The organism is Streptomyces sp. NBC_00306, assembly GCF_036169555.1.
Classification (GTDB): Bacteria; Actinomycetota; Actinomycetes; order Streptomycetales; family Streptomycetaceae; genus Streptomyces; species Streptomyces achmelvichensis.
On record NZ_CP108032.1, the window covers coordinates 4,132,472 to 4,156,321 of the forward strand.

Below are 23,850 nucleotides of genomic sequence, written 5' to 3' on the forward strand. Positions count from 1 at the left end.
TGAGGACGATCTCCCCCAGCCTGCGGCGGGGGTGCCCCACGGCCGTGCGATGCACCGCATCTGACGCCACAGGCTGATCCTCGAAGATCGCCCGGACAGGACCTGGGCGAACAGCACCGGCCGAGCAGCAAACAGCTCGGCACCGCCCAAAGCGGCAGAAAGCAGAAAGCCGAGGGCACCAGCGGCCGAGCAGCGGAGGAGCGGAGCGCAGAAAGCACGAGGGTGGGATCAAGAGAGATCCACTCAGGGGTCCCCGGCCGGGCCGTCGCGGACCATACTGCAGGCATGACCGCGTATGACGCCATCGTGCTGGCCGGGGGAGCCGCCAAGAGGCTGGGCGGAGCCGACAAGCCGGCGCTGAGTGTCGGCGGGCGGCCGCTCCTCGACCGCGTCCTCGGGGCTTGCCGAGACGCCGGGCGGACCGTGGTCGTCGGAGGCCGCAGGGCCACCGCCCGCCCTGTCGTCTGGGCTCGGGAGGAACCCCCGGGTGGCGGCCCGCTCGCCGCGCTCGACGCCGGCGTGCGGCAGACCGCCGCCGACTCGGTCCTCGTCCTCTCGGCCGATCTGCCGTTCCTGGGGGAGCCGACCGTGCGCCGCCTGATCGGCACCCTCGGCAGCAGCGGGCGGGAGGCGGCACTGCTCACCGACCCCGACGGGCGTGACCAGCCGCTCGTCGCCGCGTACCGTACGGAGCCGCTGCGCCGCGAACTCGCTCTGCTCGCCACGGAATACGGGAGTCTGACCGGGCTGCCGTTGCGTCTGCTGACGCAGGAACTCGACCTCGCCCGGATCCACGCGGAGCCGCTCGCCTCCTTCGACTGCGACACCTGGGAGGACATCTCCGCGGCCAGGGCCCGCATCAGGGAGCATGGGAACGTGCTGGACGAATGGATCACCGCAGTCAAGGATGAACTGGGCATCGAGCTCGACGTCGACACCGGCGCCCTGCTCGACCTCGCCCGTGATGCCGCGCACGGCGTCGCCCGCCCCGCCGCTCCCCTCACCACGTTCCTGGTGGGGTATGCGGCGGCGACAGCGGGTGACGGCGGGCCGGAAGCGGTCGCGGAGGCGTCCCGGAAGGCCGCCGCACTCGCCAGGCGCTGGGAGGCGGAGGCCCAGCAGCCGGCGCCCGAGTCCGCCGGGCCGGACCAGGCCGACGCCGGATGAACGGTCGCAAGCACGAGGTCGGCGCCGAGCCCGAGTCCGACGGCGTCGAGGAGGCCCTGGCGCTGCTCGGCCCGCAGTCGCGCCAGGAACACACCCCCACCGGCAACCGGCCCACGGCGCCCGACACCGGGGGACACCGTGCGACGGCCTGGCCCGCGGCCCGGGCTCTCGCCGCGCGTATCGGGCGTAGCGCTCCCGCCCGTACCCGGAAGGTTCCGCTGGAGCAGGCCGTCGGCCAAGTGCTGGCGGAGCCGTTGACGGCGTTGTGCGATCTGCCGTCCTTCGACACGTCCGCCATGGACGGTTGGGCGGTGGCGGGCCCCGGCCCCTGGCGGGTCCACGGCGACGGTTCGGTCCTCGCGGGCCGTGACGACGCTCCCGAGCTGGAGGACGGCTCCGCCGTACGGATCGCCACCGGGGCCCGTATCCCGGCCGAGGCCACCGCGGTGATCCGCACCGAGCACGCCCGCACCGATGCCGACGGCCGACTGCTGCACGCCGAGCGGGCCGTGACGCAGGGTCAGGACATCCGTCCGCGCGGACAGGAGTGCCGCTCCGGCGACCAGCTCCTGCCCACGGGCTCCCTGGTGTCCCCCGCCGTGCTGGGGCTCGCCGCCGCCGCCGGCTACGACGAGCTGCTCACCGTCCCGCGGCCGCGGGTCGAGATCCTGGTCCTCGGTGACGAGCTGCTCACCGAAGGACTCCCCCACGACGGCCTGATCCGTGACGCGCTCGGGCCGATGGTCGGTCCCTGGCTGCGGGCCCTCGGGGTCGAGGTTGTCGCCACCCGCGCGCTCGGCGACGACGCCGACGCGCTTCACCGGGCCGTCACCACGTCGGACGCCGATCTCGTCATCACCACCGGTGGCACGGCCGCCGGGCCGGTCGACCATGTTCATCCCGTCCTGCGGAAGGTGGGTGCGGAGCTGCTGGTCGACGGCGTGGCCGTACGCCCGGGGCATCCGATGCTGCTGGCCGCCCTCCCGCCCGGCAAGAACGTCCCTGTCCGGCATCTCGTGGGTCTGCCGGGCAATCCCCTGGCGGCGGTGTCCGGGCTCCTCACCCTTGCCGAGCCGCTGCTGCGGGGGCTCGCGGGGACAGCCGCCACGGCGGGCTATCTCGCGCCGGTACGCGATGAGGTCCATGGGCATCCGTACGACACACGGCTGGTGCCGTTCGTGCACCGCGGCGAGGAACTGGTGCCGCTGCATTACAACGGGCCGGCCATGCTGCGGGGTATCGCCGCGGCCGACGGACTCGCCGTGGTGCCGCCCGGCGGTGCGCGGCCGGGGGACGAGCTGGAGGTTCTCGACCTGCCGTGGACCCCGGGGACCCCCTCGACCGTGGACGGCGGGTGTTTCACGTGAAACTGCCCGGCCACGACGCCATGGCCCGGCGGGCGGAGGAGTTCCTCGTCACCAGTCGGGTGAAGCTCCCCCGCCAGGTCGTCGACCGACCACTGCGCCAGGTCGCCAAACGGCTGCTGATGGCGCTCGCAGTCCTGGTGATCACCGTTCTGCTGGTGTGGATGGACCGTTCCGGCTACCACGACAACTCGGACGACTCGGTCGACTTCCTCGACTCCGTCTACTACGCGACGGTCACCCTCTCCACCACGGGCTACGGCGACATCGTCCCGTACAGCGCGGGCGCCCGGCTGACGAACGTGCTGCTGATCACGCCGCTGCGCGTGCTCTTTCTGATCATCCTGGTCGGCACCACCCTCGAGGTCCTCACCGAACGGACCCGGGAGGAGTGGCGGCTGAACCGCTGGAGGCTTCGCTTGCGCGATCACACGGTCATCATCGGCTTCGGAACGAAAGGCCGTTCGGCGCTCCAGACGCTGACGGCGACCGGTGTGAAGCAGGAACAGATCGTCGTCGTCGACCCCAGCGAGAAGGTGATCGAGACGGCCAACGCCGAGGGCTATGTGGGAGTGATCGGCGACGCCACCCGCAGCGATGTGCTGCTGCGGGCCGAGTTGCAACGAGCCCACCAGATCGTCATCGCGACCCAGCGGGACGACACGGCGGTGCTGGTGACACTGACGGCGCGACAGCTGAACCGGAAGGCGAAGATCGTCGCGGCGGTGCGCGAGGAGGAGAACGCGCCGCTGCTGCGGCAGTCCGGTGCCGACGCGGTCATCACCAGCGCCAGCGCGGCGGGACGCCTGCTGGGCCTCTCCGTACTCAGCCCCAGCGCGGGCGCGGTGATGGAGGACCTCATCCAGCAGGGCAGCGGCCTCGATCTGATCGAACGGCCGGTGATAAAGGCCGAGGTCGGCCTCAGCGTCCGGGAGACGAAAGACCTGGTGGTGAGCGTGCTGCGGGGACACCGGCTGCTGGGCTACGACGATCCCGCCGCGAGTCCGCTGCAGTTGACGGACCGGGTGATCACCATCGTGCGGGCCGACGAAGGCTCATCGCTCAACAGCGTTGAATAGGCCCGCACGGGGGTAGCCTCGCCGCCATGCATGCGATCACGATTCCCGAACCCGGCGGTCCCGAGGCGCTTGTGTGGGCCGAGGCGCCCGATCCCGTACCCGGCGAGGGCGAGGTCCTCGTCGAGGTCGCGGCGAGCGCCGTCAACCGCGCCGATCTGTTGCAGCGGCAGGGCTTCTACAACCCTCCGCCGGGCGCCTCCCCCTACCCCGGCCTCGAGTGCTCCGGCACCATCGCGGCGCTCGGACCCGGGGTTTCCGGCTGGTCCGTCGGCGAAGAGGTATGCGCGCTGCTGGCGGGCGGCGGGTACGCAGAGAAGGTCGCCGTGCCGGCAGGACAGCTGCTGCCCGTCCCTCAGGGGATCGACCTGGTGACGGCGGCGGCACTGCCCGAGGTGACCGCGACGGTGTGGTCGAACGTCTTCATGATCGCGCATCTGCGTCCGGGTGAGACGCTGCTGATCCACGGGGGTGCGAGCGGCATCGGCACCATGGCGATCCAGCTCGCCAAGGCGGTCGGCGCGACGGTGGCGGTCACGGCCGGCGGGCCCGAGAAGCTGGCGCGCTGCGCCGAACTCGGTGCGGACATCCTGATCGACTACCGGCAGCAGGACTTTGTGGAAGAGCTGCGCAAGGCGACGGACGGAGCGGGCGCGGACGTCATCCTCGACATCGTCGGCGCGAAGTATCTCGACCGGAACGTGCAGGCCCTCGCCGTCAACGGCCGGCTCGCGGTGATCGGTCTCCAAGGCGGCGTCAAGGGGGAGTTGAACCTGTCGACGCTGCTGGGCAAGCGGGCCGCGGTGACGGCGACCTCGCTGCGGGGCCGCCCGCTCGGCGAGAAGGCGGCGATCATCGCGGCCGTACGTGAGCACGTCTGGCCGTTGATCGAGAACGGGCGGATCCGTCCCGTGGTCGACCGGCAGATCCCGCTCGCCGACGCGGCGGAAGGACACCGCGTGCTGGAGTCCGGCGGGAACGTCGGGAAGGTCCTGCTGGTCGCGGGCTGACCCCGCACCCCGCACCCGCCACCGGCACACCCCGAGGCACCCCCCGGCCCCGGGGTCGCCGCTGCAAAGCCGCGGCGGGCCGGTCCGGCGCTGGAAAACAGCGCCGGACCGGCCCGCCGGCCGCAGTCCGTGTCAGAGGCTCCACATCAGAGGTTCCTCTCAGAGCCTCCGTGCCCGAACCTTCGTGTCAGAGCTGGTGTCGGAGCTCGTGTCAGAGCTTCCGTGTCAGAGGTACGGGCCCGAGCGAAGCGCGCCGTGCGGCGGGTTCTCCTCGTCCTCGTGGGAGGCGCCCGGCGGAAGAGCGCGGCGCATCTGTTCCAGCTGGGCGCGCGCCGCCATCTGCTGGGCGAACAGCGCCGTCTGGATACCGTGGAAAAGACCCTCGAGCCAGCCCACCAACTGAGCCTGAGCAATCCGCAGTTCGGCTTCCGAGGGGATTGCGTCGTCGGTGAACGGGAGCGAAAGGCGTTCCAGTTCCTCGACGAGCTCGGGCGCGAGCCCGTCCTCCAGCTCCTTGACCGAGCCGGCGTGGATCTCCTTGAGCCGTACGCGGCTCGCCTCGTCCAGAGGTGCCGCCCTGACCTCCTCCAGCAGCTGCTTGATCATGCTGCCGATACGCATGACCTTCGCCGGCTGTTCCACCATCTCGGTCAACGGGACCTCCCGCGACTCATCGTCTCCGCCACTGCCGCCGAGCGCCATTCCGTCCTGTCCCACGACAAGAACGTGGGGGCTCTCCTGCGACCGTTCATTCCTCGGCATCTCCATGCCGCCATTCTCTCGCACATGTGCGTCATCACACGGTGTGCCCCCGTACGAGAGTGATCCACCCTCGTACGGGGGCACAAAAGTGCAGGCAGTGCGATCAGGAGCCGGTCACGAGCTGATCAGGACGTGATCCGGGCCGATCATGTCGCCTCGCGCCGGGACAGGGCGCCACGGGAGCGGGTCACCAGCGCCGCCAGCAGAGCCGCGCCCACGGGGACGGCGATCAGCAGGGCCGCCAGGGTCGCCCAGGGGACGAGGATCGGCACGTAAGGAATCGACTCACTGCCGGCGTAGCCCTGATCGAGGGCCTCCTCGTACCACTTCAGTTCCTGGCGCTTCTCGGTGAGGCGCAGTCCGATCGCCGGGAGCACTCCGGCCGCCGAACCGAGCACCACACCCATCGCGGCCACCACCCCGCACTGGAACCCGCTGAGCGTCCTGCGCACCCGGGGCGGGGCGCCGACCGCGGCCAGCGTCTTCAGGTCTGCCTCGGCGTCCGCCTGGGCGAGACCCGTGGCGATACCGGCCGCGCCGATGGTGATCAGGCCGGCGAAGACGGTCAGCGCCAGCAGGATGATGCTGTTCTCGCTGGTGTAGCCCTCCTCGACGTGCAGATTGACCTCGGAGCCGGTCTTGTCGAGCTCGGCGTCCAGCTGCTGGCGCTGCTCACTGCTCGGCATCTTGTCGGTGGAGTAGTAGGCACCGAACGGAACCGTCCGGACCCCGGCCGCCTTCGCGGTGGCCGGCGCCATGATCATCGCGATGCCGTAGGACTTCTGCTGGGCGTCGGCCTGGTAGGTGGCGAAGGACTTGACCTCACCCGGGGCCTCCTTGCCCTTCTCCTGTGCCTCGTCGGCCGCCTTCGTGTCGGTGATCAGCCGGATGCCGATCTTGCCCTTGGTGTCCACATTGCGCTTGTCGAACGAGACGATCTGCCCCGCGGCCAGTGCCTTCTCGGCCGCCGGGTCGTCGATTCCGAGGACCCGCATCAGCTTGGCGTCGCCCACGAGGAGGCCGCTGTCGGTGTAGCTGACCTCGCTGCTGGTCAGGCAGCGCCAGTCCTTGGCCAGCTTGCGCCGCTCGGCCTTGCTGAACTTCTCCGACGGATCGTCGTTCGGGTGGGCCGGATCCGTGCGCCACAGCGGGCACTGGTTGGCGAGAGGCACGATCACCTCGTACCGTCCGCAGCCCTCCCCGCCGTCGTACATCGAGCAGCCGGCCTTGCCGACCGAGACCCGGTCCACGTCCGCACGGACATCGACGGGGAGCATCTTCTGCACCGAGGCGCGTACGGACGGGACGTCCCGTCCGCCGTCCTCGTCGATCATCACGGAGACCGCGCCGTGCGGCAGCCGTGCCTCGTAGTCGGCCTTGCTCTGGGCGTCCGTGCTCGCGGCGTACGTCGCCACCGCGACCGTGCCGGCGACGGCGGCCAGCACCGCGGCGACCGCGGGAGCCGTACGGCCCCGGTTGCGCACCGCGTCCCGCAGCGCCAGCCGCGGGGACAGCGGCAGGATGCGTCCCGTCCGGCCGAACAGGCCGACCAGGGCGGGAGTCAGGGCGACGATGCCCAGTTCGGCGAGGGCGCTGCCGCCCGCCACCACGATGAACTGGTCGGTCATCGTCGATCCGTAGAGCGCGATGGCCGCGCCCAGGGTGACCGCCACCAGACCGATCACCGGCAGCACCCGGCTGCTCTTGCGGACACCGCGACGGCCGGTGAGCGATGCCAGCACCGACTGACGCGAGGAGGTGATGGCGGGCACCAGCGCGGCCATGACACCGGTGAACACCGCGAGCAGTCCGATGCCGAGGAGTTCGAGCGGCCGGATGTCGAAGCTGCCGAAGCGTGCGCCCATGTAGTTCTCGAGCACGGGCCGCAGCGCGAAGGTGAGCAGCAGTCCGAGGATGGTGCCGACGACGGCCGCGGCGATGCCGATGACCAGACCGCCGGAGAGGACGATGGCACGGATATGGCGGCGGTCACCGCCGTTGGCTCCCACCAGACCGAGCTGGCGGCGCGAGCGCCGGGCGCCGACGGCGAAGGCCGGGCCTGCCAGCAGGCAGATCTCCAGCATGGCCAGACCGACGACGGTTCCCGCGGCGGCGAGGGCGGCCGCCTTGGCGGCCGTGCTCTGCTCGAAGTTGCCCCAGCCGTCCTCCTGGAACAGCGGAACCTCGGAATCGGCCGGCGGGTCGAGGGCGACGGCACGCGACTCGACCTTCACGCCCTTGGCGTTGGCCGCCTTGACCATGTTCCACGTGAAACCACCCGAGACCTTCACCAGGTACGTGGTGGACGCCGACGAGGTCGGCAGCCCTGCCTTCTCGAGCGCCTTGTCCAGCGGCGTGAGCAGCGCCCCGGGAAGCGCGTTGATCTGATCGGTGTCCAGCGCGTCCGGGAGTTCGTAGGCGCCCACGATCGTGTACTCGCGGTCGAGGCCGCGGGCGGTGACCTTGGAACCGACCTTCAGGTCGCTGTTCTCCAGGAAGTGCGTGGTCGCCGCGACCTCGTCGTCCTTCGCCGGGAACCGGCCGTCGGTGACGGTCAGCATCCCCTTGACCATGGGGTCGGACGCCTTGATCTCGCGGACCTCGGTGTTCAGCAGACCGTGTGCCGTCCGCAGCTTGGCCCGGCCGGTCGTGTCGGCCAGCGACGTGGCGCCCGCGGGCAGCGCCTTGCTGACGTCGCCCTTGCCCTCCGGGTAGGGCCGGTTGTCGAAGTCGCCCACCGGCATGTAGCTGTCGCCGCTGGGGGACTGCATGAGGGGCGACCCGCCCATGCCCGGGTCGTCCAGCCGCGCGTCGGCGGTACCGAGCTTGCGCTCCATGGTCTGCGCGGTGGAGAGCTCCGCGCTGCGCAGGGTGAGATCCGCGGCACTCACACCGAGGATGGGGAGAGCGATCATCGCGAGGACGAGGAAGCTGCGTCCCTTGTAGCGCCAGGCGTCACGGCGGGCGATGCGGATCGCGGCCCGCCAGGAGTGGTACGAGCTGTTCACAGTTCGGCCGCCTGGCCCGAGAGCAGCGAGTCGGCCTGGCTGCGGATGGTCTGGTCGACGACGGCGCCGTCACGCAGGAAGACCACACGGTCCGCCCAGGCGGCGAAGCGCGGCTCGTGCGTGACGAGGATGCCGGCAGCGCCGGCGTCGCAGCGGGCGCGCAGCAGGGCGAGTACGGACTCACCGGTCTCGGAGTCGAGGGCGCCGGTCGGCTCGTCGGCGAGGACGAGCCGGCGCTCGCCGACCAGGGCACGTGCGATGGCGACACGCTGCTGCTGGCCGCCTGACATCTCGTCGGGGAAGCGGTTGGCGAGATGCGCGAGGTCCATCTCCTCGAGGGCGGCGACGGCCTCGTTGCGGGCCTTACGGGCGGACATGCCGTCCAGTTCGCGCGGCAGGGAGACGTTCTCTGCGGCGGTCAGCGCCGGGATGAGGTTGTAGTCCTGGAAGACATAGCCGATGCTGCGGCGGCGCAGGGCGGCGAGCGTCTTGCGGTTGGCGGTGGTGATGTCGGTGTTCTCGACGATCACCCGTCCCGAGGTGGGGGTGTCGAGCCCGCCCGCGATGGTGAGCAGCGTGGACTTGCCGGAGCCGGACGGGCCCATGACGGCGACGAGTTCGCCCGGGAAGACGTCGAGGTTGATGCCGCGCAGGGCATGGACCTCGGTGGCGCCGCTTCCGTGGACACGGGTCAGTTCCTGCAGTTGCAGGACGGGCTGCTGTGACTGCTGTGACGCCTGTGGCTGCTGTGACATGCGATCGGACATGGGAGGGTCCCCCTTGGACGGACGGGTGAGCGGAAGACTGATGGGCGTGAGGCCCTGGGGGTCCGGAGCGGTGCTCGGACCGTGGGGTCCGGAGCGCAGTGCTCGGACCATGGGATCGGGGGCCGGGAACTCCCGGGCCCCCGGGCGGAGTCGGCCCCGGCCAGGGGCTTTTCGCTAGGCCGTGGACTGCCCGGAGCGATCGGCCTGCGGGGACTGCGCGGCGGGCGCGGACTGCGTGGACTGCGCCTGCTGTCCGAGCAGCGAGGTGGCCGTCGGGCGTGAGGCTCCCCGCTCGGCCTGGGCGGAGAGCCGGATGAGCCGTACTTCGCAGTGGTCGAGCCAGCGTGCCTCGGCCTCGGTCTGGAAGATCAGCTGTTCCAGGACGAGCAGCCAGGCCACGTCGTCGCGCTCCTGCGACCCGCCGCTCTCGATGGCGGCCAGCGCCTGGGCCTTGAGCCGCGTGTAGTCCTGCATCGCCTTCACGGTGTGATGGCGCTGGGACTGGATGACGGCACGGATGTCCACGCCCGGAGCGCCGATCGCCATGGCGAGCTTGATGGCCAGCTCGTCCCGCGGCGGATTGCTCCGGTCCACCGGAGTCTCGAACCAGTTGGTGAGCTCGGTGTGACCGGCCTCGGTGATGACGTACAGCGCGTGGCCGGCGTCATCCGCACCGCTCTGGGCGACCATGCCGTCGCGTTCCAGGCGGTTGAGGGTCGTGTAGACCTGACCCACGTTCAGCGGCCAGGTGGAACCGGTGCGGGACTCGAACTCCGTGCGGAGCTGTGAGCCGTAGCGCGGACCGTGTTCCAGGAGGGCGAGGAGCCCGTGACGGATGGACATACTCGGTATGTATACCGGGTATGCCGGTGCGCGCCAACCGTCGGGAGGCGGAGCCGTCGCCTCCGTCTCAAGGAGGACAGGCGCCTCAGCGGCGCCTCATCCGTACGGCCAGGAAGCCGATTCCGAGGCCCATGAGGGCCATCCCGATGCCGAGGGACAGTGGCGAGATCTGCCTCGCGACGGCCTCGGGGGCGGCCTGTTCCTGCTGTTGACGTGCGGCGGCGGGCGCGAACGGGGTCGGCGGAGGCGCCGGCTGTTCGGCGTCCTCCTCGTGCTCCTCCGTCCAGGGTTCCTCCTCCTCCGTGAGACGGGGCCGCGGAGGATGGTGGTGCCTGCGGGAGGGGGGCGCCGAGGCCGACGGAGACGCGGAAACGGACGCGGAACGCGTGGCGGAGGGTGTGCCGGACGGGTTGAGCGACGGCTTGGCGGAGACTGACGGCGTGCTCGGGCTCACGCTCACCGGGGGCAACGGCCGCCCCGGGCGGGGCCGGCCCTCGCCGGCGGGCCTGCCCGCGAGGGAGGACGACGCCGTGGGTCTGCCGGAGGGGGAGGCTTCGGGGGTCCCGGACTCGTCCGCCTGTGCCGGATGGGCGACCAGCAGCAACGAGGCGACCGCGATGGCGCACCGCGTGCGGAGCCTTGGAGTCACCGGGTGACCCCCTCCCGTGCCGAACCGCTGTGTTGATGGACTCAGCGTCACATGACGTACCAAGGACGGCATCTCGGGCACCGGCCGTACGGGTCATCGGCCGCGGCAACACGAACGGCCCGGCACGCGTGGTGCGTACCGGGCCGTGTCGGAAAAGGAACAGAAGGCGAGGTCAGGGGGACTTGCCCGTGGAGATCGTCAGCTCGAACTCCTGGCTACCCGGCAGGACGGCAGCGCCCTGGCTCGGGTACTGCCCGACCACGGCGTCCTTGGGCCACTGGGGGTTGTCCTCCGTCTTGACGGTCCAGGTCCAGTTCGCGGCCCGCAGGCACTCCTTGACGCTCAGCACGTCCTTGTAACGGAGGTCGGGGACCACGACCTTCTTGGGGTCCTGGCCGTCCTCCGTCGCCGCGGAGCACTTGGTGGCCTCGATGGTCCGGTTCCGGTCCGGCGGGAGCTCACCGCCCTGCTGAGACGTGCTCGAACTCGGGTCCCCGCCCGTGTTGTCGTCCTTCCCCTTGTCCTTCATCGAGATCGCCGCGATCAGACCGCCGATCGCCAGCAGCGCGACCGCGATCGCACCGATGATCACCGGCATGTTCCGCTTGCCGCCGCTGCCGCCACCCGGGCCGGTCGTGGCCGTCTGCGGGGACATCGTGTACGGAGGCGGCGTCGAGGCCAGGGGCCCCGCCGTCTGGTACGCCGGAGCGGGATTGTGCGGATAGCCGTACTGCGGAGCCGGGGTCGGGGCGGGCGCCGGGGTCGGCGGGCCGTACGGGCTCGGCTGGTACGGCGTCTGCACGCTCTGCGGCGGCGGCGCCGACTGGTCGAGCGGCGGGAAGACGGCCGAGCCGACCCCCGAGCCGCTCGCGGCCGGGGCGCCACCGACGATCACCGGGGCGCCCGTCTGTCCGGCACCCATCACCCGTGCGCACTCGTCGCGCATCGCGGCCGCGCTCGGGAACCGCTCGTTCGGGTTCTTCTTCAGCGCACGGGCGACGAGGGCATCCATCGCGGGAGTGACGGAGCGGTTGATCGAGGACGGAGCGACCGGCTCCTCCTGGACATGCGCGTACGCGATCGCCAGCGGGGAGTCGGCGTCGAACGGGAGCCGTCCGGTGAGCAGCTGGAAGAGCATGATGCCGACGGAGTACAGATCGGAACGGGCGTCTACGCCGCGTCCCAGCGCCTGCTCCGGCGACAGGTACTGCGGGGTGCCGACGACCATGCCGGTCTGCGTCATCGAGGTGACGCCCGACTGCATGGCGCGCGCGATGCCGAAGTCCATCACCTTGACGACGCCGCGCTTGGTCATCATCACGTTGCCGGGCTTGATGTCCCGGTGGACCAGGCCCATTTCGTGGCTGGTCTCCAGGGCGGCCAGCACATCGGCCGTCACCTTGAGCGCCTTCTCGGCCGGCATCGCGCCGTACTGCTGGACGTCCGCCTGAAGGACGGATCCGAGGGGCCGGCCCTCGACGTACTCCATGACGATGTACGGCATCAGCGAGCCGTCGAGCTCGTCCTCGCCGGTGTCGAAGACGGAGACGATATTGGGGTGCGACAGCTTGGCGACGGCCTGGGCCTCGCGGCGGAAGCGCTCACGGAAGGACTGCTCGCGCCCGAGCTCGGTGTGCAGCGTCTTGATGGCGACCTGGCGGTCCAGCGCCGAGTCGTACGCCAGATAGACGGAGGCCATACCGCCCTCGCCGAGCAGGTCGCGAAGCTGATACCGGCCACCCGCCACGGACCCACCCGCATAGCGGCCCTGCGCGCCGTCCTGGCTCATGACTGTGCTTCCCCCTCGGCGCGGACACCTGACGGCCCTCGATGGCCCGCGTCGCCGCGTGATCCGTGATGCATTACGTGATCCCTATTACGGGGCAAGTCTGCCCGAGGGGTCCGACACGTCAAGCCGGGTGCCCGTTCCGTGACCGTACGCACAAGAAGAGTCTCGGACTCGTTACAGGAAAAGCATGGAATTTGCGCCGTCGGACCGGCAGCGGGTTTGATGGCCGGTCCATCTCGAGCAGGCGCGTCTCGCGGAGGCTGTAGCGTGAGGCGGCACAAGCACCCTGAGGACGACAGCGATTCCCGCACGCACCCCCACGCACGCGGACAGATACGACGGCGAGGAATGATGGCACCCGAACCCGAAGCAGGCGGCGGCGTGCCGGATGCGGCGGACTCCTGGGGCACCGGCGGGCTGGTCGGAGACGGCCGGTACCGGCTGACGCACCGCCTCGGCCGCGGCGGCATGGCCGAAGTCTACGCGGCGGAGGACGTACGGCTCGGTCGGACCGTCGCGGTGAAACTGCTGCGCGCCGACCTCGCCGAGGACCCTGTCTCCAAGGCCCGCTTCACCCGCGAGGCACAGTCGGTCGCGGGCCTCAACCACCATGCGATCGTGGCGGTCTACGACTCCGGCGAGGACGTCGTGGGCGGCCAGTCCGTGCCGTACATCGTCATGGAGCTGGTCGAGGGCCGCACGATCCGCGATCTGCTGCTGAACGCCGAGGCCCCGCCGCCCGAGCAGGCCCTGATCATCGTCTCCGGCGTCCTCGAAGCACTCGCGTACTCCCACCAGCACGGCATCGTGCACCGGGACATCAAGCCCGCGAACGTCATCATCACCAACTCGGGTGCGGTGAAGGTGATGGACTTCGGCATCGCGCGCGCCCTGCACGGGGCGTCGACGACGATGACGCAGACCGGCATGGTGATGGGCACGCCGCAGTACCTGTCCCCCGAGCAGGCGCTGGGCAAGGCCGTCGACCACCGGTCCGACCTCTACGCGACGGGCTGTCTGCTCTACGAACTCCTCGCGCTGCGGCCCCCCTTCACCGGTGAGACCCCGCTCTCGGTGGTCTACCAGCACGTCCAGGACATCCCGGCCCCGCCGTCCGAGGTCTCGGACGTGGTGCCGCCGGAGCTCGACGGCATGGTGATGCGCTCGCTCGCGAAGGACCCGGACGACCGGTTCCAGAGCGCGGAGGAGATGCGCGGCCTGGTGCAGTACTCGCTGCAGATGCTCCAGCAGCAGGGCAGCCACAACGGCAGCTGGAACACCGGGCCGGTCCTGCTGAACGACGGCGGGCCGACGCCCGCCATGGGCACCACGGGGCCGACCGCCGTGCACCACCCCGTGCACGGTGACACCTCGCAGGGTCCGCTCCTGCCTCCGCCCAACCCGAACGACGGCGCGTACGACGGTCATCGGCCGGGCGGCCGCAAGGGCCGCAGCAAGGCATGGCTGCTGGCCGTGCTCGCCGTGGTCGCCATCGCGGTCGGCATCGCCTTCGCGCTGAACAAGGCGGGCGACACGGGCGGCACCCCCTCCGACAAGACGTCGGTCTCCGAGACGCCCACGACGCCGGACGAGACGCCGACGCCGACCGAGGAGGAGACCCAGCCGACGGAGGAGCCGGACGACAGCACCGGCGGCAACCAGGAGCCGACGGAGGAGCCGACGTACACCCGGCCGGTCACGCCGAGCGATCCGCAGACGACGGCGGGCCCCACCGACCAGCCGACGGAGCCCACGGACCCGCCGACGGAGCCCACGGACCCGCCGACCGAGCCGACGGACCCGCCCACGGATCCGCCGACGGGCGGCACCAACGAGGGTGCCAACGGTGATCCGGGCGACCCGGGCGGCACCGAGGGCGGCTGACGTCGGGCGGGGTGCTCCAGGGCACCCGGTGTTCGGCGCCGAGGCCGGCCCCGATCCACCCGTCAGGCCGTAAAGGCGTCCCGGACCGCCTCGTACTCGCTCGTCCACCAGACCGCCAGGGCCGACACCGCGGGAAACTGCGGGTCGGCCCTTCGGTCGTTCAGCTGGTAGCGCCACCGCAGTATCCAGAAGTCGTTGAGCCGCTCCCACCACACCCGGTGCACCGCCGCCGCGAGCTCCGCCGCGTCCGCGCCGGCGGCCCGGCGGTAGGCCCGGGCGTAGGCGCGTACCTTCGGCAGCTCCAGTTCGCCGGCCGGCTGGACGAAGAAGATCGCCGCCGCCCGTACGGCCTCCTCGGCGCGCGGTTGCACGCCCAGCCGGTCCCAGTCGACGATCGCCGCGGGCTCCGCGCCCCGGTAGAGCAGGTTCAGCGGGTGGAAGTCGCCGTGCACCCAGCCGCCCGCGGAGCCCGGCGGCGGTCTGTGCCCGGCATGGCGCTCCAGCAGCGCGCGGCGCTCCACGAGCCGGTGCTCGGCGAGGGCGTCGAAGGCGTCGTGCGGCCGGGTGGCCCGCGCCAGGGACAGCAGTTCGTCGATGAGCGCGAAGGTCTCCTCGGGGTCGGCGCTCTCGTACTCGCCGCGTTCTGTGTGGTCGACCTCCATGACCTGGTCGAGGCAGGTGTGGACGAGGCCCAGGAGGGAGCCGAGCCGCCGGGACTGGGCCGTCGTGAGGTGGGCGCCGTCGCGGTGGCGGCCGTCGACCCAGGGGTGCAGGGCGTAACAGCGGCCGCCGATCACCGCGACCGTGCCGCCCTCGGTGTCCTCGACGGGCGGGGCGACCGGGACGCCGAGCGCCTGGAGACGTTTGGTCGCCCGGTGCTGGCGGGCGATGGCCTCGCGGTCGCCGTCGAGGTGGTGTTTGAGGAAGTAGGCGCCGCGGGTGGTGGACAGCCGGTAGCCGCGGTTGAGGAGGCCCAGGGTGACCGGCTCGCAGGACAGTGGTTCGCCCGGGTCCTCGTAGCGGCGCAGAAGCGGACCGAGGGGTGGGGCGGTTGCAGATGAGCGCGGCACCCGCCAGATGTTAGATCACGCAGCGTGTCGGGTGGGACGCTCTTCGAGATAGTCCATCGTGTGCACGGTCACGAACCGGGGTTCGATCCGCAGATAGACGGGATCGAACGCCTCGCCGTTCATGTGGTGCGGCTGCTCCCCGAAGAGCCGCAGCATCTCCTCGGACGGCTGGACCACCTCCGCCGTACCGCTGAACTGCACGGACCAGCGGACCGCCGCACCGGAGTTGAGGTTGTCCGCGCCGTAGGCCACCACGCTGCCGTTGCACGCGCTGTGGTAGCCGAAACCGCGGTGTATCCGCAGGAGGACGCTGCCGTCCAGCACGATGTGCCGGGCCGGCGCGACGAACGGCATGGCCCGCATGCTCGTCGCCAGCCGGCCGTACGGCACGCGTCCGAGCAGTTCGACCGCGCGGGCTTCCTCGGTGGACATCACTCCACTCTCCGTGACGGACGGCCTGCCCGGAAGGGCCCGCCGCCCTCGGCCCGCAGGGACGAAGGTCCCGGTGGCGAGGGCCGGAACGGGTCAGCCCGGACGGGTGAGGCGGGGCGTCAGCGGTACTCGCGCTCCGCCTGTATCCGGGCCACGTAGGCGGCGGCCTGTGAACGCCGCTCCATGCCCAGTTTGGACAGCAGGCTCGAGACGTAGTTCTTGATGGTCTTCTCGGCGAGGTGCAGCCGCTCGCCGATGACCCGGTTGGTCAGTCCCTCGCCGATCAGGTCCAGGATCCTGCGTTCCTGCTCGGTCAGGGAAGCCAGCTTCTCGTCGCTCTTCGGGCTGTTGCCGCCCCGCAGCCGCTCCAGCACCCGGGCGGTCGCCACGGGGTCGAGCAGCGACCGGCCGGCCGCCACGTCCCGCACCGCCGTCAACAGCTCGTTCCCGCGGATCGCCTTCAGTACGTATCCCGACGCGCCGGCCATGATCGCGTCGAAAAGTGCCTCGTCGTCGGAGAACGAGGTGAGCATCAGACATTTGATGTGCTCATCGGCGGAACGAACCTCGCGGCAGACCTCGACACCGCTGCCGTCGGGCAGCCGAACATCGAGAATGGCGACATCAGGGCTGGTCGCAGGGATTCTGACCAGGGCGTCTGCCGCCGTGCCCGCCTCTCCGACGACCTCGATGTCCTCCTCGCCGGAGAGCAGTTCGTGGACTCCGCGGCGCACGACCTCATGATCGTCAAGAAGAAATACGGTGATTTTTCCGTCTTCGGGCACGAAAGCAGTCTCACACATCTACTCTTCCCGTGCCCGGGGTGCCCGGGATAACGTGCCCGTGTTCCGGCGGCCTGCAAGGCTGTGACCAGTGGTTGTTCCCGTATTTCGCGATTTACTTGGATATCCAAGCAAAATCGCAGGTCAAATGGGGTTTCGCAGTAATGCGGCCCACTGGGTAACGTGCCTTTGGCAGGGCGCTCGCCGGGGCACCTGTCACGCCTGTTCCCGGCTGCGTCGCACCCACCCCGTGCACGGGTACTGGAATCAGGCGAGCCGCACTGGTTTACCCGGCGAACCCGGGGGCCGGACCGACGGAGGAGCACGCACGTGACCGTGGAGAGCACTGCCGCGCGCAAACCGCGACGCAGCAGCAAGCGCGTCAGCGCCGCGAAGAAGCCACAGGGCTCGGAGCCCCAGCTCGTACAGCTGCTGACGCCCGAGGGCGAGCGGATCGAGCACCCCGAGTACAGCATCGATCTGACGCCCGAGGAGCTGCGCGGCCTGTACCGCGACATGGTTCTCACGCGCCGCTTCGACGCCGAGGCCACCTCCCTGCAGAGGCAGGGAGAGCTCGGGCTGTGGGCATCACTGCTGGGCCAGGAGGCCGCACAGATCGGGTCGGGTCGCGCGCTGCGCGACGACGACTACGTCTTCCCGACCTACCGCGAGCACGGTGTCGCCTGGTGCCGCGGTGTCGACCCCACCAATCTGCTCGGCATGTTCCGCGGTGTGAACCACGGTGGGTGGGACCCGAACACCAACAACTTCCACCTGTACACGATCGTCATCGGCTCGCAGACGCTGCACGCCACCGGCTACGCGATGGGCGTGGCCAAGGACGGTGCCGACTCGGCCGTGATCGCGTACTTCGGTGACGGCGCGTCCAGCCAGGGCGACGTCGCGGAATCGTTCACCTTCTCCGCGGTCTACAACGCTCCCGTGGTGTTCTTCTGCCAGAACAACCAGTGGGCGATCTCGGAGCCGACCGAGAAGCAGACCCGGGTGCCGCTCTACCAGCGCGCCCAGGGCTTCGGCTTCCCCGGTATCCGCGTCGACGGCAACGACGTGCTCGCCTGCCTGGCCGTGACCCGGTCCGCGCTGGAGCGCGCCCGCCGCGGCGAGGGCCCGACCCTGGTCGAGGCGTTCACCTACCGCATGGGCGCGCACACCACCTCGGACGACCCGACGAAGTACCGGGCCGACGAGGAGCGCCAGGGGTGGGAGGCGAAGGACCCGATCCTGCGGCTCCGTACGTATCTGGAGAACGCCGTTCTCGACAAGAACGAGGCCGAAGCCTTCTTCACCTCCCTGGAGGAGGAGAGCGAGATGCTCGGCAAGCGGGTCCGTGAGGCGGTGCGGGCCATGCCCGACCCGGACGACCTGGCGATCTTCGAGAATGTCTACGCAGACGGGCACGCCCTCGTCGACGAGGAGCGCGCTCAGTTCCTCGCGTACCAGGCGTCCTTCGCCGAGGAGGGCAACTGATCATGGCCGCCACCAAACTTCCCCTCGCCAAAGCGATCAACGAATCGCTGCGCAAGGCCCTGGAGACCGACCCCAAGGTCCTGATCATGGGTGAGGACGTCGGCAAGCTCGGCGGTGTCTTCCGGGTCACCGACGGACTGCAGAAGGACTTCGGCGAGGAGCGGGTGATCGACACCCCGCTCGCCGAGTCCGGCATCGTCGGCACGGCGATCGGTCTCGCGCTGCGCGGCTACCGGCCCGTCGTGGAGATCCAGTTCGACGGCTTCGTCTTCCCGGCGTACGACCAGATCGTCACCCAGCTCGCGAAGATGCACGCCCGCGCGCTCGGCAAGATCAAGATGCCGGTCGTCATCCGCATTCCCTACGGCGGCGGCATCGGCGCGGTCGAGCACCACTCCGAGTCCCCCGAGGCGCTCTTCGCCCATGTGGCGGGCCTCAAGGTGATCTCGCCGTCGAACTCCTCCGACGCCTACTGGATGATGCAGCAGGCCATCCAGAGCGACGACCCGGTCATCTTCTTCGAGCCCAAGCGCCGTTACTGGGACAAGAGCGAGGTCGACACCGAGGCGATCCCCGGACCCCTCCACACCGCCCGTGTCCTGCGGACCGGCACCGACCTCACACTGGCCGCGTACGGTCCGATGGTGAAGGTCTGCGTCGAGGCCGCGGCCGCCGCGGAGGAGGAGGGCAAGTCCATCGAGGTCCTGGACCTGCGATCGATGTCGCCCATCGACTTCGACACCATCCAGACGTCGGTCGAGAAGACCCGCCGGCTGGTCGTGGTGCACGAGGCCCCCGTCTTCTACGGCTCCGGCGCGGAGATCGCCGCTCGCATCACCGAGCGGTGCTTCTACCACCTGGAGGCTCCGGTGCTCAGGGTCGGCGGGTTCCATGCGCCGTATCCGCCGGCGCGGCTCGAGGAGGAGTACCTCCCGGGTCTTGACCGGGTGCTGGACGCCGTCGACCGCTCGCTCGCGTACTGAGGAGTGCCGTGACCATGACTCAAGACACTTCGCTTCGCTTCCGCGAGTTCAAGATGCCCGACGTGGGCGAGGGACTCACCGAGGCGGAGATCCTCAAGTGGTACGTGCAGCCCGGCGACACGGTGACCGACGGCCAGGTGGTGTGCGAGGTCGAGACGGCGAAGGCGGCCGTCGAGCTGCCCATCCCGTACGACGGGATCGTGCACGCCCTGCGCTTCGAGGAGGGCACGACGGTCGACGTCGGCACCTCGATCATCACGATCGACGTGGCGCCCGGCGGCGGTGACGCGGCCCCGGACGACCAGCCCGCGGCACAGACGGAGGCCGCGCCGGTCGCGCCCGCCGCCGAGGAGGAGGCTCCCAAGGGACGCCAGCCGGTCCTCGTCGGCTACGGCGTCGCCGAGACCTCCTCCAAGCGCCGCCCGCGCAAGCCGGGCGCCGGGCAGGGCGTACCGGCCCAGCCCGCCGCCGAGGGTGCGGGCTCGCACCAGCCGCAGGCCGCGGCGCCGCAGAGCCCCGCCGCCGCGATCCAGGCCGAGATGAACGGGCACGGCGGCACCGCCGCACTGCCCCGCCCGCTGGCCAAGCCCCCGGTCCGCAAGCTCGCCAAGGACCTGGGCATCGATCTGGCGACGGTCACCCCGACCGGACCGGACGGCATCATCACCCGGGAGGACGTCCACGCGGCGGCCGCCCCGGCGGCTGCGCCCGCGCAGGCCCCGGCGCCCGCTCCGGCCCCCGAGCCCGTGGCCGCCGCCGCGGTGCCCGCGCCGGTCGCGGCCGGTGCGCGGGAGACGCGCATCCCGATCAAGGGGGTGCGCAAGGCCACCGCGTCCGCGATGGTCGGCAGCGCGTTCACGGCTCCGCACGTCACGGAGTTCATCACCCTCGACGTGACGCGGACCATGAAGCTCGTCGACGAACTCAAGGCCGACAAGGACATGGCCGGGCTGCGGGTCAACCCGCTGCTGCTGATCGCCAAGGCGCTGCTGGTCGCGATCAAGCGCAACCCCGGCGTCAACGCCGCCTGGGACGAGGCGGGCCAGGAGATCGTTCAGAAGCACTACGTGAATCTGGGCATCGCGGCGGCCACCCCGCGCGGACTGATCGTGCCGAACATCAAGGACGCGCACGACAAGACCCTGCCCGAACTGGCGCAGGCGCTGGGCGAGCTGGTCGCCACCGCCCGTGAGGGGAAGACCACCCCGGCGGCGATGCAGGGCGGCACGGTGACCATCACCAACGTCGGCGTCTTCGGCGTCGACACCGGTACGCCGATCCTCAACCCCGGCGAGTCCGCGATTCTGGCGGTCGGTGCGATCAAGCTCCAGCCGTGGGTCCACAAGGGCAAGGTCAAGCCCCGTCAGGTCACCACGCTCGCGCTCTCCTTCGACCACCGTCTGGTCGACGGCGAGCTGGGCTCCAAGGTGCTCGCGGATGTCGCGGCGGTCCTGGAGAACCCGAAGCGGCTGATCACCTGGGCCTGATCGGCCCGTACCGGCTCTGACCGGTGCTGAACGACGAGGTCCCGTGACGCCAGGCGTCACGGGACCTCGTTCGGTTCACCGGTGGGTCCGGTGGATCAGTCGCGCTGCGCCCCGGCGGGGAGCGAACGCACCTTCATCGTCTTGGCGGTGGTGGAGCCGAAGCCGAAGTCCAGCAGCTTCGCCGCGTCCTTGGTGCGCTCGGTGACGCTGGAGCTGCCGAGGACGACGCCGACGTACGTCTTGGTGCCGCGGGTGGCGGCGAAGACGAGGCAGGGGCCGGCAGCCGTGCCGGTACCGGTCTTCACACCGATGGCGCCGCTGTACGAGCCGAGCAGGGTGTTGGTGTTGTACCAGGTGTACGTGCGGGTGCCGCCGGTGCTCGTCGTCGCCGTGGTCTTGTACGACGTCGCCTTGACCACGTCACGGAAGACGGAGCTGCTCACCGCGTGGCGGGCGAGCTTCGCCAGGTCCCACGGGGTCGTGTAGTTGTTGCCCTTGGCGGAGATGCCGTCGAACGAGTCGAACTTGGTGTTGACCAGACCCAGTTGCTTGGCCTTGGCGTTCATCTTGCCGATGAACGAGGCGGTGCGGGCGGCGGTCGTCGTCCCCGTGCCGTAGGTGTCGGCGAGGGCGTACGCGGCGTCGCAGCCGGACGGCAGCATCATGGCGGAGAGCAGCTGGCGGACCGTCAGCTTGTCGCCGGTGCGCAGGTCCGCGGTGCTCGCGCCCTGCTTGACAACGTAGTCGCGGTACACCTGCTTGACGGTGACCTTCTTGTTGAGGTCCACGCCCTTGATCGTGAGAACCGTGATGGCGGTCACGAGCTTCGTGGTGCTCGCCATCTGCCGGCGGGTGTTGTTGGCCTTGCCGTAGATCGGCTTGGCGTCGAGCTGGTCGAGCAGGAAACCGCCCTTGGCGGTGATGGACGGGATCGGCTGCGCGGCTTGCGCGGGTGCGGCGAGGGGTGAAGCCGTCAGCAGCAGACCGCTCGCGAGAGCGAGCGTGGCTGCTCTGCGCAGGCCCTTGTGGCTCGATATCACAGAAAACGCTCCGAGTTCGCAAATGCGTCTAAACAAGTCCGAAGGGGACACGGCGAAAAGAGGGTCCCGTTACGAGACTCGTGACCGGCCCCGAAGGATGTAGTCGTGTGTGCATCTTGTCGGACTTTTTTGGCTGTGCTTGACGGTGCTCACCCGTCCCGGCTGTCCGTCCTGCATCGTGGACATGGCTTTCTGATGCACCTGTCTTGTATCTAAGCTGTGCGCATGCCTGCCGCAGCCCCCGCCGCCGACCGCGTCTACACCCACGTCAAGCAGGCAGTCCTCGACCGCCGCTACGAGGGCGGGACCCTTCTCACCGAGGGCGAACTGGCCGACGCCGTAGGGGTGTCCCGCACGCCCGTCCGTGAGGCCCTCCTCAAGCTGGAGGTCGAAGGGCTGATCAAGCTCTACCCGAAGAAGGGCGCCCTCGTCCTCGCCGTCTCCGCGCAGGAGATCGCCGACGTGGTGGAGACCCGGCTGCTCGTCGAGGAGCACGCAGCCCGCAAGGCCGTGCCCGCCCCGCCGCAGCTGCTCGCCCGTCTCGAAGAGCTCCTGGAGCAGCAGAAACGGCAGGTCCAGGAGGGCGACTTGGCGGCGGTGGCGGTCACCGACCGGTGCTTCCACGCCGAGATCGTCCGCAGCGGCGGCAACGAGATCCTGTCCCGCCTCTACGACCAACTCCGCGACCGGCAGCTGCGGATGGGCGTCGCCGTGATGCACGCCCATCCCGACAGGATCACCAAGAACGTCGCCGAGCACAGCGAGATCCTGGAAGCCCTGCGGGCCGGCGACCCGGACCGGGCCGCGGCCCTCGTCCACCGGCACGTCGGCTGGTTCAGCAACCTGGCGCGGGGCGAGGTCCGATGACGACCCACGCCGCGCTGCCGGGAGACCCTCCGGGCGGCCGCCGGGCCGCCGCCGTGTGGGGCATCGGCGTCGCCGTCTACTTCGTCGCCGTCATCTTCCGGACCTCCCTCGGCGTCGCCGGCCTCGACGCCGCCGACCGCTTCGATGTCAACGCCTCGGCGCTGTCCACCTTCTCCATACTCCAGCTGCTGGTCTACGCCGGCATGCAGATACCCGTCGGCCTGATGGTCGACCGGCTCGGCACCAAGAAGGTCCTGACGCTCGGCGTCGTGCTGTTCACCGTCGGACAGCTGGGCTTCGCGCTGGCCCCCTCGTACGGCACGGCGCTCGCCGCCCGCGCCCTGCTCGGCTGCGGCGACGCGATGACCTTCATCAGCGTGCTGCGGCTCGGCAGCCGCTGGTTCCCCGCCCGGCGCGGACCCCTCATCGGACAGGTCGCCGCGCTCTTCGGGATGGCCGGCAATCTCGTCTCCACCCTCGTCATCGCCCGCATGCTGCACGGCATGGGCTGGACCGCCACCTTCGCGGGCAGCGCCGGGGCCGGCGTGCTGGTCCTCGTGCTGATGCTGGTCTTCCTCAAGGACCACCCCGAGGGCCACGAACCGCCGCCCGCGCAGCACGCGGGAGCCGCGTTCGTCCGCAAACAGATCGCCCTGTCCTGGCGCGAGCCCGGCACCCGGCTCGGTATGTGGGTGCACTTCACCACCCAGTTCCCCGCCATGGTGTTCCTGCTGCTGTGGGGAATGCCCTTCCTGGTCGAGGCCCAGGGCCTGTCCCGGGAGACGGCCGGCTCGCTGCTGACCCTGGTCGTGCTCTCCAACATGGCGGTGGGGCTGGTGTACGGGCAGATCATCGCCCGCCACCACGCGGCGCGTGCGCCGCTCGCGCTCGGCACTGTCGGTGCGACCGCGCTTCTGTGGGCCGCCACGCTCGTCCACCCCGGCGACCACGCCCCGATGTGGCTGCTGATCACACTCTGCGCCGTGCTCGGCGCCTGTGGGCCGGCGTCGATGATCGGCTTCGACTTCGCCCGGCCGGCGAACCCGCCCCAGCGGCAGGGCACGGCGTCCGGGATCGTCAACATGGGCGGCTTCGTGGCGTCGATGACGACACTGCTCGCCGTGGGCGTGCTGCTGGACGCGACCGGCGACAACTACCGGATCGCGTTCTCCTCCGTGTTCGTGCTGGAGGCGCTGGGGATCACCCAGATCCTGCGCCTGCGGGCGCGCACAGCGCGCCGGGAACGGGAGCGGCTGGTGGCGAGCAGGGTGGAGGCGGTGCACGTCCCGGCGTAGGGACCCGCACCGGGCTGGGCGCTGCGTGCCCCGGGCGGACCGCCTCGGACCGTGCTGCCCCGAGCGCACTGCCCCGAGCGCACTGCC

At 70.5% G+C, this 23,850-nt stretch carries 20 protein-coding genes; 10 read left to right on the forward strand and 10 right to left on the reverse strand.

The window, feature by feature from the left end:
* The first annotated feature begins 285 nt into the window (after positions 1-285).
* The 4 genes from OHA05_RS18440 to OHA05_RS18455 are packed head-to-tail and all read left to right on the forward strand — an operon-like array spanning position 286 to position 4,617.
* Entirely contained in the window at positions 286-1,167 is an 882-nt protein-coding gene (locus OHA05_RS18440; RefSeq protein WP_328861178.1) for an NTP transferase domain-containing protein, read from the forward strand.
* The gene (locus tag OHA05_RS18445) at positions 1,164-2,534 is read left to right on the forward strand and encodes a molybdopterin molybdotransferase MoeA (protein WP_328861179.1); all 1,371 of its coding nucleotides are present in this window, start codon (positions 1,164-1,166) and stop codon (positions 2,532-2,534) included. Before OHA05_RS18440 ends, OHA05_RS18445 begins: the two co-directional genes overlap by 4 nt.
* The gene (locus OHA05_RS18450) at positions 2,486-3,610 is read left to right on the forward strand and encodes a potassium channel family protein (RefSeq protein WP_313945253.1); all 1,125 of its coding nucleotides are present in this window, start codon (positions 2,486-2,488) and stop codon (positions 3,608-3,610) included. The genes OHA05_RS18445 and OHA05_RS18450 overlap by 49 nt, the downstream gene beginning before the upstream one ends.
* A gap of 26 nt (positions 3,611-3,636) precedes the next feature.
* Positions 3,637-4,617 carry an NAD(P)H-quinone oxidoreductase gene (locus OHA05_RS18455; RefSeq protein WP_328861180.1) on the forward strand — a complete coding sequence of 327 codons (981 nt, stop codon included), beginning with the start codon at positions 3,637-3,639 and terminating at the stop codon, positions 4,615-4,617.
* A gap of 225 nt (positions 4,618-4,842) precedes the next feature.
* Here the strand turns inward: OHA05_RS18455 and OHA05_RS18460 are convergent, their stop codons facing one another.
* From OHA05_RS18460 to OHA05_RS18485, 6 genes are all read right to left on the reverse strand, one after another.
* Entirely contained in the window at positions 4,843-5,385 is a 543-nt protein-coding gene (locus OHA05_RS18460) for a bacterial proteasome activator family protein (RefSeq protein WP_313945251.1), read from the reverse strand.
* 140 nt (positions 5,386-5,525) lie between these two features.
* Positions 5,526-8,387, reverse strand: coding sequence for an ABC transporter permease (locus tag OHA05_RS18465; protein ID WP_328861181.1), 2,862 nt, complete (start codon positions 8,385-8,387; stop codon positions 5,526-5,528).
* Complete coding sequence (locus tag OHA05_RS18470) at positions 8,384-9,154, reverse strand: ABC transporter ATP-binding protein (protein ID WP_313945249.1); 771 nt, start codon at positions 9,152-9,154, stop codon at positions 8,384-8,386. The genes OHA05_RS18465 and OHA05_RS18470 overlap by 4 nt, the downstream gene beginning before the upstream one ends.
* 174 nt (positions 9,155-9,328) lie before the next feature.
* Positions 9,329-9,997: a PadR family transcriptional regulator gene (locus tag OHA05_RS18475; RefSeq protein ID WP_313945248.1), complete on the reverse strand. Its 669-nt coding sequence runs from the start codon at positions 9,995-9,997 to the stop codon at positions 9,329-9,331.
* An 85-nt stretch (positions 9,998-10,082) separates the two neighbouring features.
* Positions 10,083-10,646: a hypothetical protein gene (locus OHA05_RS18480; RefSeq protein ID WP_328861182.1), complete on the reverse strand. Its 564-nt coding sequence runs from the start codon at positions 10,644-10,646 to the stop codon at positions 10,083-10,085.
* A gap of 172 nt (positions 10,647-10,818) precedes the next feature.
* Positions 10,819-12,435: a protein kinase domain-containing protein gene (locus OHA05_RS18485; protein WP_313945246.1), complete on the reverse strand. Its 1,617-nt coding sequence runs from the start codon at positions 12,433-12,435 to the stop codon at positions 10,819-10,821.
* Between the two features lie 351 nt (positions 12,436-12,786).
* Here OHA05_RS18485 and OHA05_RS18490 point away from each other — a divergent pair, with 351 nt between their 5' ends.
* A complete protein-coding gene (locus OHA05_RS18490) occupies positions 12,787-14,319 on the forward strand; it encodes a protein kinase domain-containing protein (RefSeq protein ID WP_328861183.1) in 1,533 nt (510 codons plus the stop codon).
* Positions 14,320-14,381: 62 nt separating this feature from the next.
* Here OHA05_RS18490 and OHA05_RS18495 read toward each other — a convergent pair whose 3' ends face one another.
* From OHA05_RS18495 to OHA05_RS18505, 3 genes are all read right to left on the reverse strand, one after another.
* Positions 14,382-15,389, reverse strand: coding sequence for a phosphotransferase (locus OHA05_RS18495; protein WP_328861184.1), 1,008 nt, complete (start codon positions 15,387-15,389; stop codon positions 14,382-14,384).
* Between the two features lie 15 nt (positions 15,390-15,404).
* Positions 15,405-15,821, reverse strand: a complete 417-nt coding sequence (locus OHA05_RS18500) for a pyridoxamine 5'-phosphate oxidase family protein (protein WP_313945243.1) — start codon at positions 15,819-15,821, stop codon at positions 15,405-15,407.
* A gap of 119 nt (positions 15,822-15,940) precedes the next feature.
* A complete protein-coding gene (locus tag OHA05_RS18505) occupies positions 15,941-16,606 on the reverse strand; it encodes a response regulator transcription factor (protein ID WP_313945242.1) in 666 nt (221 codons plus the stop codon).
* A gap of 327 nt (positions 16,607-16,933) precedes the next feature.
* Here OHA05_RS18505 and pdhA point away from each other — a divergent pair, with 327 nt between their 5' ends.
* Genes pdhA through OHA05_RS18520 form a run of 3 tightly spaced genes read left to right on the forward strand, consistent with a single transcriptional unit; the run spans position 16,934 to position 20,561 of the window.
* Entirely contained in the window at positions 16,934-18,091 is a 1,158-nt protein-coding gene (gene pdhA / locus OHA05_RS18510; protein WP_328861185.1) for a pyruvate dehydrogenase (acetyl-transferring) E1 component subunit alpha, read from the forward strand.
* 2 nt (positions 18,092-18,093) lie between these two features.
* A complete protein-coding gene (locus OHA05_RS18515) occupies positions 18,094-19,074 on the forward strand; it encodes an alpha-ketoacid dehydrogenase subunit beta (protein WP_313945240.1) in 981 nt (326 codons plus the stop codon).
* Positions 19,075-19,088: 14 nt separating this feature from the next.
* Positions 19,089-20,561, forward strand: a complete 1,473-nt coding sequence (locus OHA05_RS18520; RefSeq protein WP_313945239.1) for a dihydrolipoamide acetyltransferase family protein — start codon at positions 19,089-19,091, stop codon at positions 20,559-20,561.
* Between the two features lie 95 nt (positions 20,562-20,656).
* Here OHA05_RS18520 and OHA05_RS18525 read toward each other — a convergent pair whose 3' ends face one another.
* Positions 20,657-21,580 (reverse strand): D-alanyl-D-alanine carboxypeptidase family protein, encoded by a 924-nt coding sequence (locus OHA05_RS18525; RefSeq protein WP_327686808.1) that lies wholly within the window; start codon positions 21,578-21,580, stop codon positions 20,657-20,659.
* A gap of 246 nt (positions 21,581-21,826) precedes the next feature.
* Here OHA05_RS18525 and OHA05_RS18530 point away from each other — a divergent pair, with 246 nt between their 5' ends.
* Both OHA05_RS18530 and OHA05_RS18535 read left to right on the forward strand, forming a co-directional pair.
* Positions 21,827-22,468, forward strand: coding sequence for a GntR family transcriptional regulator (locus tag OHA05_RS18530; protein ID WP_313945238.1), 642 nt, complete (start codon positions 21,827-21,829; stop codon positions 22,466-22,468).
* Entirely contained in the window at positions 22,465-23,763 is a 1,299-nt protein-coding gene (locus tag OHA05_RS18535; RefSeq protein ID WP_313945237.1) for an MFS transporter, read from the forward strand. Before OHA05_RS18530 ends, OHA05_RS18535 begins: the two co-directional genes overlap by 4 nt.
* Positions 23,764-23,850: the final 87 nt, after the last annotated feature.

Excerpts from the sequence above, each read along its gene's own strand:
- OHA05_RS18520 (WP_313945239.1), top strand. The coding sequence starts at position 19,089 with ATGACTCAAGACACTTCGCTTCGCTTCCGCGAGTTCAAGATGCCCGAC.
- OHA05_RS18445 (WP_328861179.1), top strand. The coding sequence starts at position 1,164 with ATGAACGGTCGCAAGCACGAGGTCGGCGCCGAGCCCGAGTCCGACGGC.
- OHA05_RS18470 (WP_313945249.1), bottom strand. The coding sequence starts at position 9,154 with ATGTCCGATCGCATGTCACAGCAGCCACAGGCGTCACAGCAGTCACAG.
- OHA05_RS18530 (WP_313945238.1), top strand. The coding sequence starts at position 21,827 with ATGCCTGCCGCAGCCCCCGCCGCCGACCGCGTCTACACCCACGTCAAG.
- OHA05_RS18515 (WP_313945240.1), top strand. The coding sequence starts at position 18,094 with ATGGCCGCCACCAAACTTCCCCTCGCCAAAGCGATCAACGAATCGCTG.
- OHA05_RS18440 (WP_328861178.1), top strand. The coding sequence starts at position 286 with ATGACCGCGTATGACGCCATCGTGCTGGCCGGGGGAGCCGCCAAGAGG.
- OHA05_RS18500 (WP_313945243.1), bottom strand. The coding sequence starts at position 15,821 with ATGTCCACCGAGGAAGCCCGCGCGGTCGAACTGCTCGGACGCGTGCCG.
- OHA05_RS18475 (WP_313945248.1), bottom strand. The coding sequence starts at position 9,997 with ATGTCCATCCGTCACGGGCTCCTCGCCCTCCTGGAACACGGTCCGCGC.
- OHA05_RS18460 (WP_313945251.1), bottom strand. The coding sequence starts at position 5,385 with ATGGAGATGCCGAGGAATGAACGGTCGCAGGAGAGCCCCCACGTTCTT.
- OHA05_RS18535 (WP_313945237.1), top strand. The coding sequence starts at position 22,465 with ATGACGACCCACGCCGCGCTGCCGGGAGACCCTCCGGGCGGCCGCCGG.
- OHA05_RS18455 (WP_328861180.1), top strand. The coding sequence starts at position 3,637 with ATGCATGCGATCACGATTCCCGAACCCGGCGGTCCCGAGGCGCTTGTG.
- OHA05_RS18490 (WP_328861183.1), top strand. The coding sequence starts at position 12,787 with ATGGCACCCGAACCCGAAGCAGGCGGCGGCGTGCCGGATGCGGCGGAC.
- OHA05_RS18485 (WP_313945246.1), bottom strand. The coding sequence starts at position 12,435 with ATGAGCCAGGACGGCGCGCAGGGCCGCTATGCGGGTGGGTCCGTGGCG.